This window comes from Nitrogeniibacter aestuarii, assembly GCF_017309585.1.
Classification (GTDB): Bacteria; Pseudomonadota; Gammaproteobacteria; order Burkholderiales; family Rhodocyclaceae; genus Nitrogeniibacter; species Nitrogeniibacter aestuarii.
In genome coordinates this window covers 2496028-2512110 of record NZ_CP071321.1, presented here as the reverse complement: position 1 = coordinate 2512110, position 16083 = coordinate 2496028, and the positions used below count along the sequence as shown (strand labels likewise).

Here is a 16083-nt window from a genome sequence, read left to right as displayed (position 1 = left end):
TAGAAACGGCGCCCGAGGGCGCCGTTTTCTTAACTGCCTTCGCGACCTGCACGCTTGCGCTCGTGCTCTTTGAGCAGGCGTTTGCGCAGGCGGATGGACTGCGGGGTGATCTCCACCACTTCATCATCGGCAATGAACTCGATGGCCGACTCCAGGGTGAGCTTGATCGGCGGGACGAGGCGCACGGCTTCATCGGTGCCGGAGGCGCGCACGTTGGTCAGTTGCTTACCCTTGATCGGATTCACGACCAGATCGTTATCCCGGGTGTGAATACCGATGATCATCCCCTCGTAAAGGGCTTCACCCGGGCTCACGAACATGCGGCCGCGGTCCTGCAGGTTCCACAGGGCGTAGGCCACGGCGGCACCGTCGTTCTGGGAGATCAGCACACCGTTGCGACGTTCGGCCATGGCGCCGGCCATGGGGCCGTAGTCGTCGAACACATGGCTGGCCAGACCGGTACCGCGGGTCATGGTCAGAAATTCGCCCTGGAAGCCGATCAGGCCGCGGGCGGGGATACGGTATTCCAGGCGAACACGGCCTTTGCCATCCGGAGCCATGTCCTGAAGCTCACCGCGGCGGCGGCCCAGTTCTTCCATGACGCTGCCCTGGTGGTCTTCTTCCACGTCGACCGTCAGCATTTCGTACGGCTCGCACTTCTGACCATCGATTTCCTTGAACACGACGCGCGGGCGGCCGACCGCAAGCTCGTAGCCTTCACGGCGCATGTTCTCGAGCAGAATGGTCAGGTGCAGTTCGCCACGGCCGGAGACCTCGAAGGTTTCCGAATCGCTGGTGTAGTTCACACGCAGTGCGACGTTCTTGAGCAGCTCTTTTTCAAGGCGCTCGCGAATCTGACGGCTGGTCACGAACTTGCCCTCGCGTCCGGCCAGAGGCGAGGTGTTGACCATGAAGTTCATGGTCAGGGTCGGTTCGTCCACCGCGATCGGCTTGATCGGGTCGAGGTTCTCGGGGTCGCACAGGGTCACACCGATACCGATCTGGTCGATACCCGAGACAAGCACGATGTCACCCGCCATGGCCGATTCGGCCTGACTGCGCTCGAGGCCCGTGAACGTGAGGATCTGACCGATCTTGGCCTTGCCCTTGTTTTCGTCGCCGTACATGACGACGACTTCCTGGTTCGGCTTGATCTTGCCGCGACGAATGCGGCCGATGCCCAACTGGCCCACGTAGGTGGAGTAGTCAAGTGAGCAGATCTGGAACTGGAGCGGCGCGTTTTCGTCGACGTCGGGTGCCGGCACGTGCTCGATGATCGCATCGTAAAGCGGCTTCATGTCGGTGCCCGGCTTGTCGGCGTCGAGCATCGCGAAACCGTTGAGCGCGGAGGCGAACACCACCGGGAAATCGAGCTGCTCTTCGGTCGCGCCGAGCTTGTCGAAGAGGTCGAAGGTCTGGTTGATCACCCAGTCCGGACGCGAGCCAGGACGATCAATCTTGTTGACCACCACGATCGGCTTGAGGCCCATTGCCAGCGCCTTGCGGGTCACGAAGCGCGTCTGGGGCATCGGGCCTTCCACGGCATCGACGAGCAGCAGCACGCCGTCGACCATGGAGAGCACGCGTTCCACTTCGCCACCGAAGTCGGCGTGTCCCGGGGTGTCTACCACGTTGATGTGGGTGTCCCCGTACTGGATGGCACAGTTCTTGGAAAGAATCGTGATGCCACGCTCCTTTTCAAGATCGTTCGAATCCATCACGCGTTCGTCCACCTGCTGGTTGTCACGGAAGGTGCCGGACTGGCGAAGTAGCTGGTCAACCAGGGTCGTCTTGCCGTGGTCGACGTGGGCGATGATGGCGATGTTGCGAATGGAGCGAGACATGGAATGCGCCGGAAGTATTTGAAAAGGGGCGGATTCTAACATGCGATCCCGCGTTGCAACATGTCGTCCGACCAGTTGTTGGTCGCCCGCGTGATAAAATCGGCGGCCTTTTTGCACGGTATTCTTGGAGAAATTGCATGCTCGCCATCGTCGGTGGAAGTGGGCTGACCCAACTGGCCTCGCTGGATGTCACGCGCCGTGAGGTGGTTCGGACCCCTTACGGTGAGCCTTCCGGCGCGCTGACCTTCGGGCGCATCTGTGAGCAGGATGTCGTCTTCATGGCTCGTCACGGCTATGGGCACACCATTCCGCCTCATCTGGTGAATTACAGGGCGAACATGTGGGCCCTCAAGCATGTGGGCGCAGAAGGCGTGATTTCCGTGGCTTCCGTGGGGGGAATCCGGGCGGATTTCGGCCCGGGGACGCTGCTCGTTCCCGATCAGATCCTGGATTACACCTGGGGTCGCGAGAGCACCTACTTCGATGGTGGCGATCGTCCGGTGCGCCACGTGGATTTCACCCATCCGTACGATGAAAAACTCCGCAAGCGCCTGTTGGCGGCCGGAAAAGCCGTCGGTGAAGCGCTGTTTGATGGCGGGACGTATGCAACGACGCAGGGCCCCCGGCTGGAGACTGCGGCCGAAATCGATCGATTCGAGCGCGATGGCGCCGATGTGGTCGGGATGACCGGGATGCCTGAAGCGTCGCTGGCACGAGAACTCGATCTGCCCTACGCGGCGATCAATGTGGTGGCCAATTTCGGTGCAGGGCGCGCGTCGAGCGAACACGGCATCAGCTTCGACAGCATTGAACTGGTGCTGCAAGAATCGATGACGCGCGTGCGGGTGTTGCTGAACGGGTTGTGCGGCGGGAAATGAGAAAGGCGGCCAAGCGGCCGCCTTTTTTGATCAGATCTGCAATTCTTTCAGTAGCTCTCGTTCGATCTGCAGCACGTGGCTGTCACTTGACAGCCCGCGCCCGGTGACCAGAAACGCATCCTCCACGCGTTCGCCGAGGGTGGCGATCTTCGCGGTATGCAGCTGGACGTTGAAACTGGCCAGTGTCTTGGCTACATCGTAGAGGAGTCCCGGGCGGTCGGCTGCCGTGAGCGTCAGGATGTATTGCTTGCCGCTTTCGTCAGCTCGCAGTCGTACTGCGGGGCGCACGGGGAAGTGTTTGACGTGGCGAGACAGGCGCGGCTCCGGCGGACGGTCGGTCTGTGCTTCGGATTCAAGTAATTTCGGCAGCTCGTGCTCGATGAGCGCGATGTGTTCGCGGTAATGCGTGTCCTCGCCAGGGTACTGGACCATGAAGCTATCCAGCGCGTACCCGTGTCGCGTGGTGTGAATCTTGGCATCGAGAATGCTGTAGCCAAGCCGGCCGAAGAAACCGCACAAGCGCATGAACAGGTCTTTCTGGTCGCGCGCGAACACCATCACCTGAATACCCTCACCACCTTCGCTCAGGCGAGCGCGGACAACCGGCGCGACGCTTTCGGGGCGGTGATAGAGGTGGCGTGCATGCCAGGCGATCTCCTCGGCGGAATGGCGCATGAAATAGACCGAGTCGAGCGTATTCCAGAGCGCCTTTTCCACGTCGGGACGCAGCCCGTAATACCGCAGCAGCCTCTGTGCGTCCGTACGGCGATCTTCCAGCCCGAGTGCCTCTTCGGGCGATGCGCCACGCAGCAGGCGCCGGGTCGCGTGAAACAGGTCTTCGAGCAGGCGCGCCTTCCAGCCGTTCCATACCTTCGGGCTGGTGCCGCGAATATCGGCATGGGAGAGCAGGTACAAGGCGGTCAGCCGACGTTCCGTACCCATCTGGTCGGCAAAGCGCTGAACCACGGCAGGATCTGAAATATCTTCTTTCTGTGCGACGTGGGACATGACCAGATGGTTTTCCACCAGCCACTCGACCAGGTCGGTGTCGGCCGCTTCCATCTCATGCTGTTCGCAGAATTTGCGTGCATCGACCATGCCAAGCTTAGAGTGATCTCCACCCCGACCCTTGGCAATGTCGTGATACAGGGCGGCGACGTAGAGCAGCCAGTGTTTGTCCATGCCCATCATGAGTTGTGTCATGAGCGGGTATTCGTGGGCATGCTCTCCCATGGTGAATCGACGCAGATTGCGAAGCACCATGAGCGTATGCGAGTCGACCGTGTACACATGGAAGAGGTCGTGCTGCATCTGGCACGAGATCTTCCGCCAGGGCGGGAGGTAGTTCGACAGCAGGCCGTACTGGTTCATGCGGCGGAACGTCGACACGATGCCGCGCTTGGCCTGAAGCAGCTGAAGGAAGCGTTGCTTGTTCACGCCGTCGGCACGGAACGCTGCGTTGATGCGACGACGGTTCATCCACATCGACCGCATGGTGCGTGCGGTAAAGCCGGTGAGTTCAGAGCGCTCCTGCATGATCAGAAAGGCCTCGAACATGGCCTCCGGGTGCGTCTTGAACAGGTTGTCTTCCCGAATATCGAGCAGATCCCGCACGGTCTGGAACCGGTCATTGATGACAATGGCCGCGGCCTTGTTTTCGCTGGAAAATTCGGTCCGGTAACTCTTGGTCAGGATGCTCGTGAGCTGCATGACCTTCTTGGCCGACAGATAGAAGCGCTGCATGAGCACTTCCGAGGCCCGCTTGCCGGCCGTTGGCTCGACACCGAAGGCGCTGGCCAGGCGTTCCTGGTGATCGAACAGCAGCCGATCCTCGGCGCGACCCACAAGCAGGTGCAGACGAATCCGCACATGCTGCAAGAAGCGCTCGGCTTCGCGAAGTTCGCCGGCCTCATTGGCGGTGATCAGACGGTGGTGCGCCAGGTCGCGCCAGCTGGTGCCAAGACCGGCCGAGCGGCTGATCCAGCCCATGAACTGCAGGTCGCGCAAACCGCCCGGGCTTTCCTTGCAGTTCGGCTCGAGTGCATACGGGCTGTCGTTGTAGCGCGCGTACCGCTGTTCCTGCTCAAGCTTCTTGGCCTGGTAGAAACGTTCAACGTCCATGGCAAGCCGGACGCGGGTGCTCATTTCCTTGAGCAGATCGTTTTCACCGCATAGCAGTCGGGTTTCGAGCAGATTGGTCTGTATGGTGATGTCGTCGGCAGCGACCGATACACATTCTTCGACTGTGCGCACACTGTGGCCGATATGCAGCCCGATGTCCCACAACGCGCCGACGAACTGGGTCAGGGCTGCGTCGAAATCGCCGCTGCCCCGGGCGGGGAGCAATATGAGCAGATCGATATCGGAGTGCGGAAACAGCTCGCCACGCCCATACCCCCCGGTGGCCACAAGGGCGCAGCGATCGTCGAGGGCACACGCGCGCCACAGGCGAACGATGGCTTCATCGACCGCCTTGACGCGTCCTCGCAGATAATTGCGGGTCAGTGGGCGGGCTTCGTAGCTTTTGGCCAGCGTGGCTTCGCGTGCCTTGAGCGCTTCTCGAATCGCCTTGACGTCTTGGCGAAAAGTGTCGGACATAGGGGGCTGGCTGAGTTCAGACAATAATGGCGGGGCGTTCGGGCGTGCCGTCGGACTGGGTCATGATCTCGTAGCCGGTGTCAGTGACGAGAATCGTATGTTCCCACTGCGCGGAAAGGCTGCGGTCCTTGGTGATGATCGTCCAGCCATCCGGTAATTCCGAAATGGCGGCCTTGCCGGCGTTGATCATCGGTTCGATCGTAAAGGTCATGCCCGGCTCGAGAATCATGCCGGTCCCGGCGCGCCCATAATGGAGCACTTGCGGATCTTCATGGAAGTTTCGACCGATCCCGTGACCGCAGAATTCCCGTACCACTGAAAAACCGTTGCTTTCGGCGTGTTTCTGTATGACCGCGCCGATATCGCCAAGGCGGGCACCCGGTTTGACAGTGTGAATGCCCAGCCACATGCACTCGTATGTGATCTGGCAAAGGCGCTTGGCAAGGATGGAAACCTTGTTGCCGACCTGGAACATTCGGCTCGTATCGCCGTGAAAACCATCCTTGATGACCGTGATGTCCAGGTTGACGATGTCGCCGTTCTTCAGCGTCTTGTCGCTGGGGACACCATGACAAACCTGATGATTGATCGAGGTGCAGATCGACTTGGGGTATGGGCTGTAGCCCGGCGGGGCGTAGTTCAGGGGTGCAGGGATGCAACCTTGCTGATCCACCATGTAGTCATGGCACAGCTTGTCGAGTTCTTCGGTCGTGACGCCGGGTTTGACGAAGGGAGTGATGTAGTCGAGCACTTCGCTGGCGAGCTTGCCGGCCACACGCATACCTTCAATCTCTTCCGGGGTTTTCAGGTTGATACTCATTGCACTTTTTCTTTTTGACCGTTGGGGTAAAGGCGAAAGGCTATCGCATGGACAGTCGAACAGCAATCCGGGTTGCCAACCAAGGCTTGAGGCTCGTCATGTTGCGCTGCTATAATCGCGAGCTTGCCTGATCGAGTGATCGGCAAGTTTTGTTTGATTTGTAAATCCACACGTCCGGGATCGCGCCTTTCCAGGTGCGAGCGTTGTAAGAGCGCATTTGAAGCCATGTGCGGCGCTCAGACAAAGGGTCTGCTCCCTTGGGGGAGTAGTTAAGCGGTGATTCATCGCGCCGGACGGAGGCTTAACCCTTTCAGGAGAAAACCATGTCTCAAGTCACGATGCGCCAGATGCTCGAAGCAGGCGTTCACTTTGGTCACCAGACCCGTTTCTGGAACCCGCGTATGGCCCAGTACATCTTTGGCCAGCGTAACAAGATTCACATCGTCAACCTCGAAAAGACGATGGTGAAGTACCACGAAGCCATGGACTACGTGCGCAAGCTGGCGGCCAACAAAGGCACCGTCATGTTCGTTGGTACCAAGCGCCAGTCGCGCGAAATCATCGCCGAAGAAGCCCGTCGTGCCGGTATGCCTTTTGTTGACGAGCGCTGGCTCGGCGGCATGCTGACCAACTTCAAGACCGTCAAGCAGTCCATCAAGCGCCTCAAGGATCTGGAAGCCATGGTCGAAGACGGCTCCATCGAGCGTCTGTCCAAGAAAGAAGCCCTCATGACCACCCGCGAGATCGAAAAGCTCTCCAAGAGCATCGGCGGCATCAAGGACATGGGTGGCCTGCCGGACGCGATCTTCGTGATCGATGTCGGCTATCACAAGATTGCCCTGACCGAAGCCAAGAAGCTGGGTATTCCGGTTGTGGGTGTGGTCGATACCAACCACTCGCCCGAAGGTGTGGATTTCGTGATCCCGGGCAACGATGATTCCAGTCGCGCGATTCGCCTGTACGCCCGTGGCGTGGCCGATGCGGTTGTCGAGGGTCGTAGCCAGAGCATCCAGGAAATCGTGGCCGCCGGTTCCGACGAGTTCGTCGAAGTCGAGGAAGAGGTTGCCGGCGAAGCCGAGCAGGGCGAAGCCTGATCCACTTTAGTCATCAATCAAGAATTCAGGAGTAACCATGGCGGCAATTACCGCAGGAATGGTCAAGGAACTGCGCGAGAAGACCGATGCGCCCATGATGGAATGCAAGAAGGCGCTGACCGAGGCTGACGGCGATCTGGGTAAGGCGGAAGAGATTCTTCGCGTCAAGCTGGGTAACAAGGCCTCCAAGGCCGCTGCCCGTGTGACGGCCGAAGGCGTTGTGGCCATCTATATTTCTGGCGACGGCAAGCTGGCTTCGATGGTTGAACTCAACTGCGAAACCGATTTCGTGGCCAAGAACGACGACTTCCTGGCACTGGGTGCCAGCGCAGCTGAACTGATCGCGACCAAAAACCCGGCCGATGTTGCTGCGTTGGCGGACCTCGAGCTGGGTGGCAAGACGGTTGAGGCGGTGCGTACCGAGCTGGTCGGCAAGATCGGTGAGAACATGTCCATCCGCCGTTTCGATCGTATCGAAGCCCAGGGGCAGGTCTACAGCTACATCCACGGCGGCGCAAAGATCGGTGTGCTCGTGGATCTGGTGGGGGGCGATGACGAGCTGGGTCGTGACCTGGCCATGCACATTGCCGCTTCCAAGCCCAAGGCGCTGTCTGCCGACCAGGTGCCGGCAGAGCTGATCGAGTCCGAGCGCCGCGTGGCGACTGAGAAGGCTGCCGAGTCCGGCAAGCCGGCCGATATCGTCGAAAAGATGGTGACCGGTTCGGTTAACAAGTTCCTGAAGGAAGTCACCCTGCTGGGTCAGCCCTTCGTGAAGGACGACAAGCAGACCGTCGAGGCCCTGCTCAAGTCCAAGGGCGCGTCTGTCGCCCGTTTCGTGCTCTACATCGTGGGTGAGGGTATCGAGAAGAAGGTGGATGACTTTGCAGCAGAAGTGGCCGCTCAGGCCGCTGCCGCCAAGAAGTAATTCGACGCGGAGCCATCACCATGACCACCGCTGCTTATCAACGCATTCTCCTCAAGCTCTCCGGTGAAGCACTCATGGGCGACGACGCCTATGGGATCAACCAGGATGTGGTCGCCCGCATCGTGGCCGAAGTGGCCGAAGTCAGCCGTCTGGGGGTGCAGGTCGGCGTGGTCATTGGTGGTGGCAATATCTTCCGGGGGATGGCAGGTGCTGCCTCCGGAATGGATCGTGCGACCGCGGACTACATGGGTATGCTCGCAACAGTGATGAACGCCATGGCGCTCGCTGATGCGATGCGTGCGGCGGGTCTCAACGCTCGCGTGCAGTCCGCTCTGCGTATCGATCAGGTTGTCGAGCCTTACATTCGCGGAAAATCCATTCGCTACCTTGAAGAAGGACGCGTTGTGGTTTTTGGCGCAGGGACGGGTAACCCGTTCTTTACGACCGATACCGCCGCAGCCCTGCGCGGCGCCGAGATCGGTGCCCAGATCGTGTTGAAGGCGACAAAGGTCGATGGCGTCTATACGGCGGACCCGAAGAAGGATCCGTCCGCAGAGCGATTTGCGAAGATCAGCTTTGATGAAGCCATCTCTCGTGATCTCAAAGTGCTCGATGCGACTGCGTTTGCGCTGTGTCGCGATCAGAAATTGCCGATCAACGTGTTCAGCATCTTCAAGCCCGGCGCACTCAAGCGTGTCGTGATGGGTGAAGATGAAGGCACGCTGGTCTACTGCTGAGGAGATGCCCTGAATGATTCCCGAGTTGAAGAAGACGACCGAAGGCAAGATGCAGCGTTCCGTCGACGCGCTGAAAACCGACCTGGCGAAGATTCGTACGGGCCGGGCCCACACGGGTATTCTCGATCACGTTGAGGTTGAGTACTACGGCAGCATGGTGCCGATCAACCAGGTCGCCAACATTACCCTTATCGACGCTCGAACCATCGGCGTCCAGCCGTGGGAAAAGCCGATGGCTGGCAAGGTCGAAAAGGCCATTCGTGACTCCGATCTGGGGCTGAATCCGGCGTCAGTGGGCGAGTTGATTCGTGTTCCCATGCCTGCGCTGACCGAAGAGCGTCGTCGTGATCTGACCAAGATCGTCAAGCAGGAAGGTGAAAGCGCCCGCGTGGCGATTCGAAACCACCGCCGCGACGCCAATAGTTCGCTCAAAGACGCTGTCAAGGACAAGGAAATCTCCGAGGACGACGAGCGTCGTGCTCAGGAAGATGTCCAGAAGTTGACCGACCGTTTCATCGCAGAAATCGACAAGCTCCTTGAACAGAAGGAGCAGGAACTGATGCAGGTCTGAGCGCGCTGCGCCAGAACGCGTCGGCTCGATGTCCGATCAAAAATTCACCAGCTCGACCTGCGACGTGCCTGCAGGCGGAACCGTGCCCCGTCACGTGGCCATCATTATGGATGGCAACGGCCGCTGGGCACGCAAACGCTTCATGCCACGTGTCGCGGGGCATTCCCGTGGTGTCGAGTCTGTACGCAAGATCATCACGCGCTGTATCGAACGTGGTGTTGGCTATCTAACGCTGTTCGCCTTCAGCTCTGAAAACTGGCGTCGGCCCGCGGACGAAGTCGGTTTCCTGATGCAGTTGTTCATGCGGTCTCTCAAGAAAGAGATCGCACGCATGCATGAGAATGGAATTCGCTTCCGTGTTATTGGTGATCTGAGTCGATTCGACGAAGCCTTGGTACGCATGATTCGGGATGCCGAAGCGATGACGGCCGGGAACACCGCGTTGGAGCTGACCATCGCTGCCAACTACGGCGGGCGCTGGGATATCCTGCAGGCGACCAATGCTCTGATTGCGTCGGGCGATCTCGATGGCCCGGTGACGGAAGAAACTCTGCAGCCGTTCTTGTCGATGGCTTTTGCCCCCGAGCCCGATCTCTTTGTTCGGACAGGTGGAGAAAAGCGCATCAGCAATTTCCTTCTCTGGCAGCTTGCGTACACCGAGTTGTACTTCACGGACACATTGTGGCCCGACTTTGACGAGACCGCCTTTGACAAGGCCTTGGCTTCGTTCTCGGACCGCGAACGCCGCTTCGGCCGAACAAGCGAACAGTTGTCTCCTGAAGAGCGCGCGCGAGCTGGCTCGCACAAGGGCCATGCTTAGAACACGCATCATTACGGCGTTAATCATGCTCGCGGTATTTGCGAGCGCACTCTTTACCTTTCCGCCGCTCGGCTGGGCGGCTTTCGTCTCCCTCGTCATGGGGATTGCAGCGTGGGAGTGGGGCGGCCTGTGCGGCTGGACTCGGCGCGGGCGGCTTGCCTTCGGCATGCTTGGCGGTTTGCTTTCCTTCGGTCTCGGTGCGCTCACACTCAATGACGTGGCGTCTGGGCGTTGGATATTCCTGGCGGCGTTCGCCGTCTCCGCCGCTTTCTGGCTGCTGATCGGATTTCTCTGGCTATCCCGTGGATGGCGTCTCGGGCGCGGCGGTGTGGGCATGATCGTTGGATTGGTCGTGCTGTTACCGACTTCGCTGTCGATGATGTTTCTTCGTGGCATCGACCCTTGGTGGTTGCTCGGCGCCATGGCGATTGTCTCGATCGCCGATATTGCCGCGTATTTTTCTGGTCGGGCCTTCGGCCGACGCAAGCTTGCCCCTTCCATCAGCCCGGGAAAGAGCTGGGAAGGTGTTTACGGTGCGCTGATTGCCGTGGTGATATACGGTCTGGCGACGCTGGTTCTGGCAGGGGCGCGCTTCAGTCCCATGATCTGGGGGCTGATTGTTTTTGCCCTGCTGCTTCTGACCGGCATCAGCGTGGCCGGAGACCTTTTTGAGTCTCTCCTCAAACGGCAGGCTGGCATCAAGGATAGCAGCCAGCTGCTACCCGGCCACGGCGGTTTTCTGGACCGTATAGACAGCTTGACGTCCACTTTGCCGATGGTCGCCCTGTTCGTCTTTCTGGTACGTTAGGCGACCGTCCATTCGAGCGCTAACATGTGCTGATCTTTGAGCCATGACTCCCGGCAGCTTTCAACAAGACATGTCCGAAATTCAAAATATCACGGTGCTTGGTTCGACAGGGTCCATCGGCGAGAGCACGCTCGATGTCGTGGCGCGGCACCCCGATCTTTATCGCGTTTTTGCGCTCACCGGCCGCACGCGTATCGAACGTCTCGCAGAACAATGCCGGGTGTTCAGCCCGCGATACGCGGTGGTGGCGGATGCCGAGGCGGCCAGTCAGTTGCGGAGTTGCCTGAACGGCAAGTGCGGTGAGCTCGAGATTCTGGTCGGTGAACAAGGCCTGATTGATGTCAGTGAGGCCGGCGATGTCGATACAGTCATGGCCGCCATCGTCGGTGCTGCGGGTATGCGACCGACCCTGGCTGCAGCCCGGGCCGGGAAGCGCGTGTTGCTTGCCAACAAAGAGGCACTTGTCATGTCCGGTGCGCTTTTCATGTCGGCGGTCCGTGATCACGGTGCGACGCTGCTCCCGATCGACAGCGAGCACAATGCCGTTTTTCAGGCACTGCCACCGTCTTACGACCGGAATCCTGGTGCGCACGGCGTGACGCGGATACTGCTCACCGCATCCGGCGGTCCGTTTCGCGACCGAGCTCCCGAGACACTGCATGCGGTGACGCCGGAAGAGGCGTGCGCACACCCCAATTGGTCAATGGGGCGGAAGATCTCTGTGGACTCCGCAACGATGATGAACAAGGGCCTTGAAGTGATCGAGGCGCATTGGTTGTTCGGCGTCTCGGCCGATCAGATCGAAGTGGTCGTTCACAAGCAGAGTGTCATCCATTCCATGGTGGCATACACTGACGGGTCGGTCCTGGCTCAGCTGGGTAATCCGGACATGCGAACGCCCATCGCTCACGCGCTGGCCTATCCGGCACGGATCGAATCGGGCGTCGCGCCACTCGATATGTTCAAGATCGCGCATCTTGACTTTGAAGCACCCGATTTCCGGCGGTTTCCTTGTCTCAAACTCGCCTTTGACGCGCTGCGCGCAGGCCGGGGCTTGCCCGCCGTGCTGAACGCAGCGAACGAAGTTGCGGTTGATGCGTTCCTGACAGGCAGAATTCCATACCTCACCATTCCGACGCTTATTGAGTCGGTGATGAACAAGATGCACGACGCGACGGACACAACGCTGGAACAAATCGAACAAGTCGATGCCGAAGCACGTGTTCTGTCGCAAGCGCTCATTCGGGAGCGGGAGGCCGCCTGATGGCGCTATTTGATTACCTCATTCCTTTTGTCTTCGGGCTCGGCCTGCTGATCCTCATTCACGAGCTGGGTCACTACTCGGTTGCGCGCTGGTGCAACGTCAAGGTGCAGCGCTTCTCGGTCGGATTCGGGAAGCCACTGATCAAGTGGACAATGGGTAAGGATCGGACCGAGTGGGTGCTCGCAATCTTCCCGCTTGGTGGCTACGTGAAGATGCTCGACGAGCGTGAAGGGGATGTGCCCGCCGCGCTGCGTCATCGAGCTTTCAACACCCAGAGTGTCTGGCGCCGGTTCGCCATTGTCGCTGCCGGACCGCTTGCCAACCTTTTGCTTGCCGTTGTGCTGTATTGGGTGGTCTTTGTTGCCGGCGTCGACGAGCTCAAAGCACGTGTCGCCGTCATTGCGCCAGATTCCGTTGCTGCGCAGGCCGGATTTCAGGATCGGGACGAAATCCTTTCCGTCGATGGCGTTGCAGTCAGATCCTGGCAGGACTGGCGCTGGGCCGTGCTGAAGGCGACCATGGATACTGGCGAGGCGGAAGTGCGGGTGCGGACCGAAGATGGTTCGACGGTCGTCCGGTCGCTGCCTCTCCAGTCGGTGGTTGTGGATGAAGGCCGCGATGATCCGATGGTCCAGATCGGCGTTCGGCCTTTCAGGCCGAGAATTCCTCCGGTCATTGGCAGTGTGCTGGACGATGGACCCGCGGCCATCGCAGGCGTCCAGCCTGGCGACGAGGTGCTTCGAATCAACGGAGAGACCGTCGATGATTTCATGACACTGGTTCAGAAAGTCAGTGCATCCCCGGATGAGCGCATGCGTTTCGAACTGGTACGCGATGGAAGCGTTCATGAGCTGGACATCACGCCGCGTCCGGAGATGGTCGACGACGAGATGGTCGGCCGCATTGGCGTCGGAGTTCAGCGAACCGAGGAAGGTGCCGACTCAATGTTTGTGGTCGTCACCCATCCCCCCCTGGAGGCCTTGTCGCTCGCGGCCGTCCAGACTTGGGATATGAGTATTTTCAGTCTCAAGATGATCGGTCGGATGATCACCGGGGATCTGTCCTGGAAAAATCTCAGCGGCCCTGTCACGATTGCCGACTACGCGGGGCAGTCTGCCAAGATGGGGCTTGATCACTACATCAAGTTTCTCGCGCTGATCAGCATCAGTCTGGGGGTGCTGAACCTGCTGCCCATCCCGGTGCTGGACGGTGGGCATTTACTGTATTATGTGATCGAAATCATCCGGGGTGGACCGGTGCCCGAACGCGTGATGGAGATTGGTCAGCAAGTTGGCCTCGCGTTGCTGGTCATGCTCATGGCATTTGCCTTTTATAACGATATCAACCGCCTGATTTCCGGCTAATTCTCAATGAAACGTTCCCTGATTTCCGGGTTTTTGGCTGCCCTTTTTGCAGCCTCGCCCGTGTTCGCATTTGAACCCTTTGTCGTCAAGGACATCCGTGTTGAAGGTATCCAGCGTACCGAGGCCGGCACCGTGTTCAATTATCTGCCGGTGAAGGTCGGTGACCGATTTACCGAAGCGCAAGCGCAGGAAGCCATCAGAGCACTGTTCGGAACGGGTTTTTTTGATGACGTCAGAATCGAGAGCGAGGGCGATGTGCTCGTTGTTTTCGTTGACGAGCGTCCCGCGATTGCGCAGATCGATTTCCAGGGTATCAAGGAGTTCGAGTCCGACAACCTGAAGGCGGCCCTCAAAGAGCTTGGGCTGGCCGAATCCCGGATCTTTGATCGCTCCTTGCTTGAGCAAGCCGAGCAGGAACTCAAGCGGCAGTACCTCACGCGCGGAAAATACGCGGCAACGGTTCAGACGACGGTCACGCCGCTTGAACGCAATCGTGTCGCGATTAGATTCGATGTGCAGGAAGGGGATGCCGCGAAGATTCAGCAGATCAAGATTGTTGGCAATTCAGCGTTCGATCAGGACGAGTTGATTGACCTCTTTGAGCAGTCAACCCCAGGCTGGTTCACCTGGTATACGAAAACAGACCAGTATTCCCGCCAAAAGCTGTCGGGCGATCTTGAAGCACTGCGATCGTTCTACCTCAATCAGGGCTACCTGGATTTCAGCATCGATTCGACTCAGGTATCGATCTCGCCTGACAAGCGGGACATCTATATCACCATCAGCATCACTGAAGGTGAGATTTACAAGATCTCGGGCGTGCGCCTGACAGGTGATCTGATTCTGCCTGATGAAACCTATCGCGAACTGGTGAAGTTCAAGGTCGGTGACATCTTCTCTCGCGAAAAGGTGACGGAATCCAACAAGGCGATTACAGAAAGGCTGGGGGACGACGGTTATGCGTTTGCCAACGTCAACGCTGCACCTGAAGTTGATCGCGACAAGCACGAAGTTGCGTTCAATATCTTTGTCGATCCTGGCAAACGTGTGTATGTACGCAGGATCAACGTGGCCGGGAATGATCGGACCAGGGATGAAGTCATTCGGCGTGAAATGCGCCAGATGGAAGGCGCCTGGTATGACGGTTCGAAAATCAACCGTTCAAAGGTCCGGCTCGATCGATTGGGTTTCTTTGATGAAGTGGCTGTCCAGACGCCAGCGGTCCCCGGTACGACCGATCAGGTTGACGTGAACTACACGGTCAAAGAGCGTCAGACGGGTAACTTGGCGCTGGGTGTTGGCTTTTCGAGTTCAGAAAGCGTTGTGCTGTCGGCGTCGGTCACACAGCAGAATCTCTTCGGCTCTGGAAACGCGTTGTCCGTCGGGATCAACACGAGTAAGACAAACCGTACGATTTCGATGTCCTACACAGAGCCGTTCTGGACCATCGATGGTGTTTCGCGGGGCTTCGACCTCTATCATCGGACCTACGACGCGAATTCCCTTGACGTCTCCCGTTACAAGACGTCTTCGACCGGCGCGGGGATTCGATTCGGTGTCCCCATTTCTGAATTCGATCAGATCAATCTTGGGCTGGCACTTGATCGGACGAAGGTCACCCTCTACGAAAACTCTCCACCGCAATACAACAGCTTCGTAGAGCGCTTCGGTAACAGTGCTACCGCGCTGCTGGGCACCGTGTCCTGGTCACGTGACAGTAGGGACAGTCTGCTCTATCCACGAAGTGGCTCCTACCAGCGGGCCTTCTTGGAATTTGCCCTCCCACCAGCAGAAATGCGCTATGCCAAAGCGATTTACCAGCACCAGAAGTGGTTCCCGGTCGGGGATCTCTCCGCGTTGATGCTCAATGGTGAAATCGGTTGGGCGAAGGGTTATGGTGGCAAGACGGTTCCGTTCTACAAGAACTTCTATGCTGGCGGGATTGGCACCATTCGTGGTTTCGAACAGAGCTCACTCGGACCGGAAGTCGTGGACCCGTCTGACGGAGATATCAGTTCCATCGGTGGTGATCGTCGGCTATTGTTGAATGCCGAATATTTCTTCCCGTTCCCGGGGACTGGCAAGGACAAGTCCTTCCGGCTGTCAACCTTCCTTGACGCTGGTCAGGTCTGGGGAGATGACGATTACAAGGGGCGGTACAAGACGTTCGCATTTTCGGAACTCCGTTACAGCTTCGGGCTCGGGTTTGCCTGGAGCTCACCAGTCGGGCCGCTGAAGTTGAGCGTGGCTAAGCCGCTCAAGAAAGAAGAAGATGACAAAACACAGAAAATCCAGTTCCAGCTGGGTACGATGTTCTGATTTAACACACATGGTTTCGGAGGTTCGAGTGAAGTTTTCGA

14 protein-coding genes are annotated in these 16083 nt (G+C 58.7%); 10 read left to right on the top strand and 4 right to left on the bottom strand.

Annotation, left to right across the window (positions count from 1 at the left end):
- Positions 1-29: 29 nt before the first annotated feature.
- Positions 30-1844 carry a translational GTPase TypA gene (gene typA / locus J0W34_RS11515; protein ID WP_227814383.1) on the bottom strand — a complete coding sequence of 605 codons (1815 nt, stop codon included), beginning with the start codon at positions 1842-1844 and terminating at the stop codon, positions 30-32.
- 137 nt (positions 1845-1981) lie between these two features.
- Here typA and J0W34_RS11510 point away from each other — a divergent pair, with 137 nt between their 5' ends.
- Positions 1982-2722 (top strand): S-methyl-5'-thioinosine phosphorylase, encoded by a 741-nt coding sequence (locus J0W34_RS11510; protein ID WP_230968896.1) that lies wholly within the window; start codon positions 1982-1984, stop codon positions 2720-2722.
- A gap of 30 nt (positions 2723-2752) precedes the next feature.
- Here the strand turns inward: J0W34_RS11510 and J0W34_RS11505 are convergent, their stop codons facing one another.
- The 3 genes from J0W34_RS11505 to J0W34_RS11495 are packed head-to-tail and all read right to left on the bottom strand — an operon-like array spanning position 2753 to position 6367.
- A complete protein-coding gene (locus J0W34_RS11505) occupies positions 2753-5320 on the bottom strand; it encodes a [protein-PII] uridylyltransferase (protein ID WP_230968895.1) in 2568 nt (855 codons plus the stop codon).
- Between the two features lie 16 nt (positions 5321-5336).
- Complete coding sequence (gene map, locus J0W34_RS11500; protein ID WP_230971667.1) at positions 5337-6140, bottom strand: type I methionyl aminopeptidase; 804 nt, start codon at positions 6138-6140, stop codon at positions 5337-5339.
- Positions 6137-6367 (bottom strand): hypothetical protein, encoded by a 231-nt coding sequence (locus J0W34_RS11495; protein WP_227815115.1) that lies wholly within the window; start codon positions 6365-6367, stop codon positions 6137-6139. The genes map and J0W34_RS11495 overlap by 4 nt, the downstream gene beginning before the upstream one ends.
- A 96-nt stretch (positions 6368-6463) precedes the next feature.
- Here J0W34_RS11495 and rpsB point away from each other — a divergent pair, with 96 nt between their 5' ends.
- From rpsB to bamA, 9 genes are read left to right on the top strand one after another with little or no spacing between them, the layout of a single operon-like run.
- Positions 6464-7234: a 30S ribosomal protein S2 gene (gene rpsB, locus J0W34_RS11490; RefSeq protein WP_227814387.1), complete on the top strand. Its 771-nt coding sequence runs from the start codon at positions 6464-6466 to the stop codon at positions 7232-7234.
- A 37-nt stretch (positions 7235-7271) separates the two neighbouring features.
- Entirely contained in the window at positions 7272-8159 is an 888-nt protein-coding gene (gene tsf, locus J0W34_RS11485; RefSeq protein ID WP_230968894.1) for a translation elongation factor Ts, read from the top strand.
- A 20-nt stretch (positions 8160-8179) separates the two neighbouring features.
- On the top strand, positions 8180-8896 hold the full coding sequence (gene pyrH, locus J0W34_RS11480; protein WP_227814389.1) for a UMP kinase: 717 nt from the start codon (positions 8180-8182) through the stop codon (positions 8894-8896).
- A 13-nt stretch (positions 8897-8909) separates the two neighbouring features.
- Positions 8910-9467 carry a ribosome recycling factor gene (gene frr / locus J0W34_RS11475; protein ID WP_227814390.1) on the top strand — a complete coding sequence of 186 codons (558 nt, stop codon included), beginning with the start codon at positions 8910-8912 and terminating at the stop codon, positions 9465-9467.
- Between the two features lie 28 nt (positions 9468-9495).
- Positions 9496-10287, top strand: coding sequence for a polyprenyl diphosphate synthase (uppS, locus tag J0W34_RS11470; RefSeq protein WP_227814391.1), 792 nt, complete (start codon positions 9496-9498; stop codon positions 10285-10287).
- Positions 10280-11095 carry a phosphatidate cytidylyltransferase gene (locus J0W34_RS11465; protein ID WP_227814392.1) on the top strand — a complete coding sequence of 272 codons (816 nt, stop codon included), beginning with the start codon at positions 10280-10282 and terminating at the stop codon, positions 11093-11095. Before uppS ends, J0W34_RS11465 begins: the two co-directional genes overlap by 8 nt.
- Before the next feature lie 43 nt (positions 11096-11138).
- The gene (gene ispC / locus J0W34_RS11460; RefSeq protein WP_227814393.1) at positions 11139-12359 is read left to right on the top strand and encodes a 1-deoxy-D-xylulose-5-phosphate reductoisomerase; all 1221 of its coding nucleotides are present in this window, start codon (positions 11139-11141) and stop codon (positions 12357-12359) included.
- Positions 12359-13723: an RIP metalloprotease RseP gene (rseP, locus tag J0W34_RS11455; RefSeq protein WP_230968893.1), complete on the top strand. Its 1365-nt coding sequence runs from the start codon at positions 12359-12361 to the stop codon at positions 13721-13723. The genes ispC and rseP overlap by 1 nt, the downstream gene beginning before the upstream one ends.
- Before the next feature lie 6 nt (positions 13724-13729).
- A complete protein-coding gene (bamA, locus tag J0W34_RS11450; protein WP_227814395.1) occupies positions 13730-16042 on the top strand; it encodes an outer membrane protein assembly factor BamA in 2313 nt (770 codons plus the stop codon).
- Positions 16043-16083: the final 41 nt, after the last annotated feature.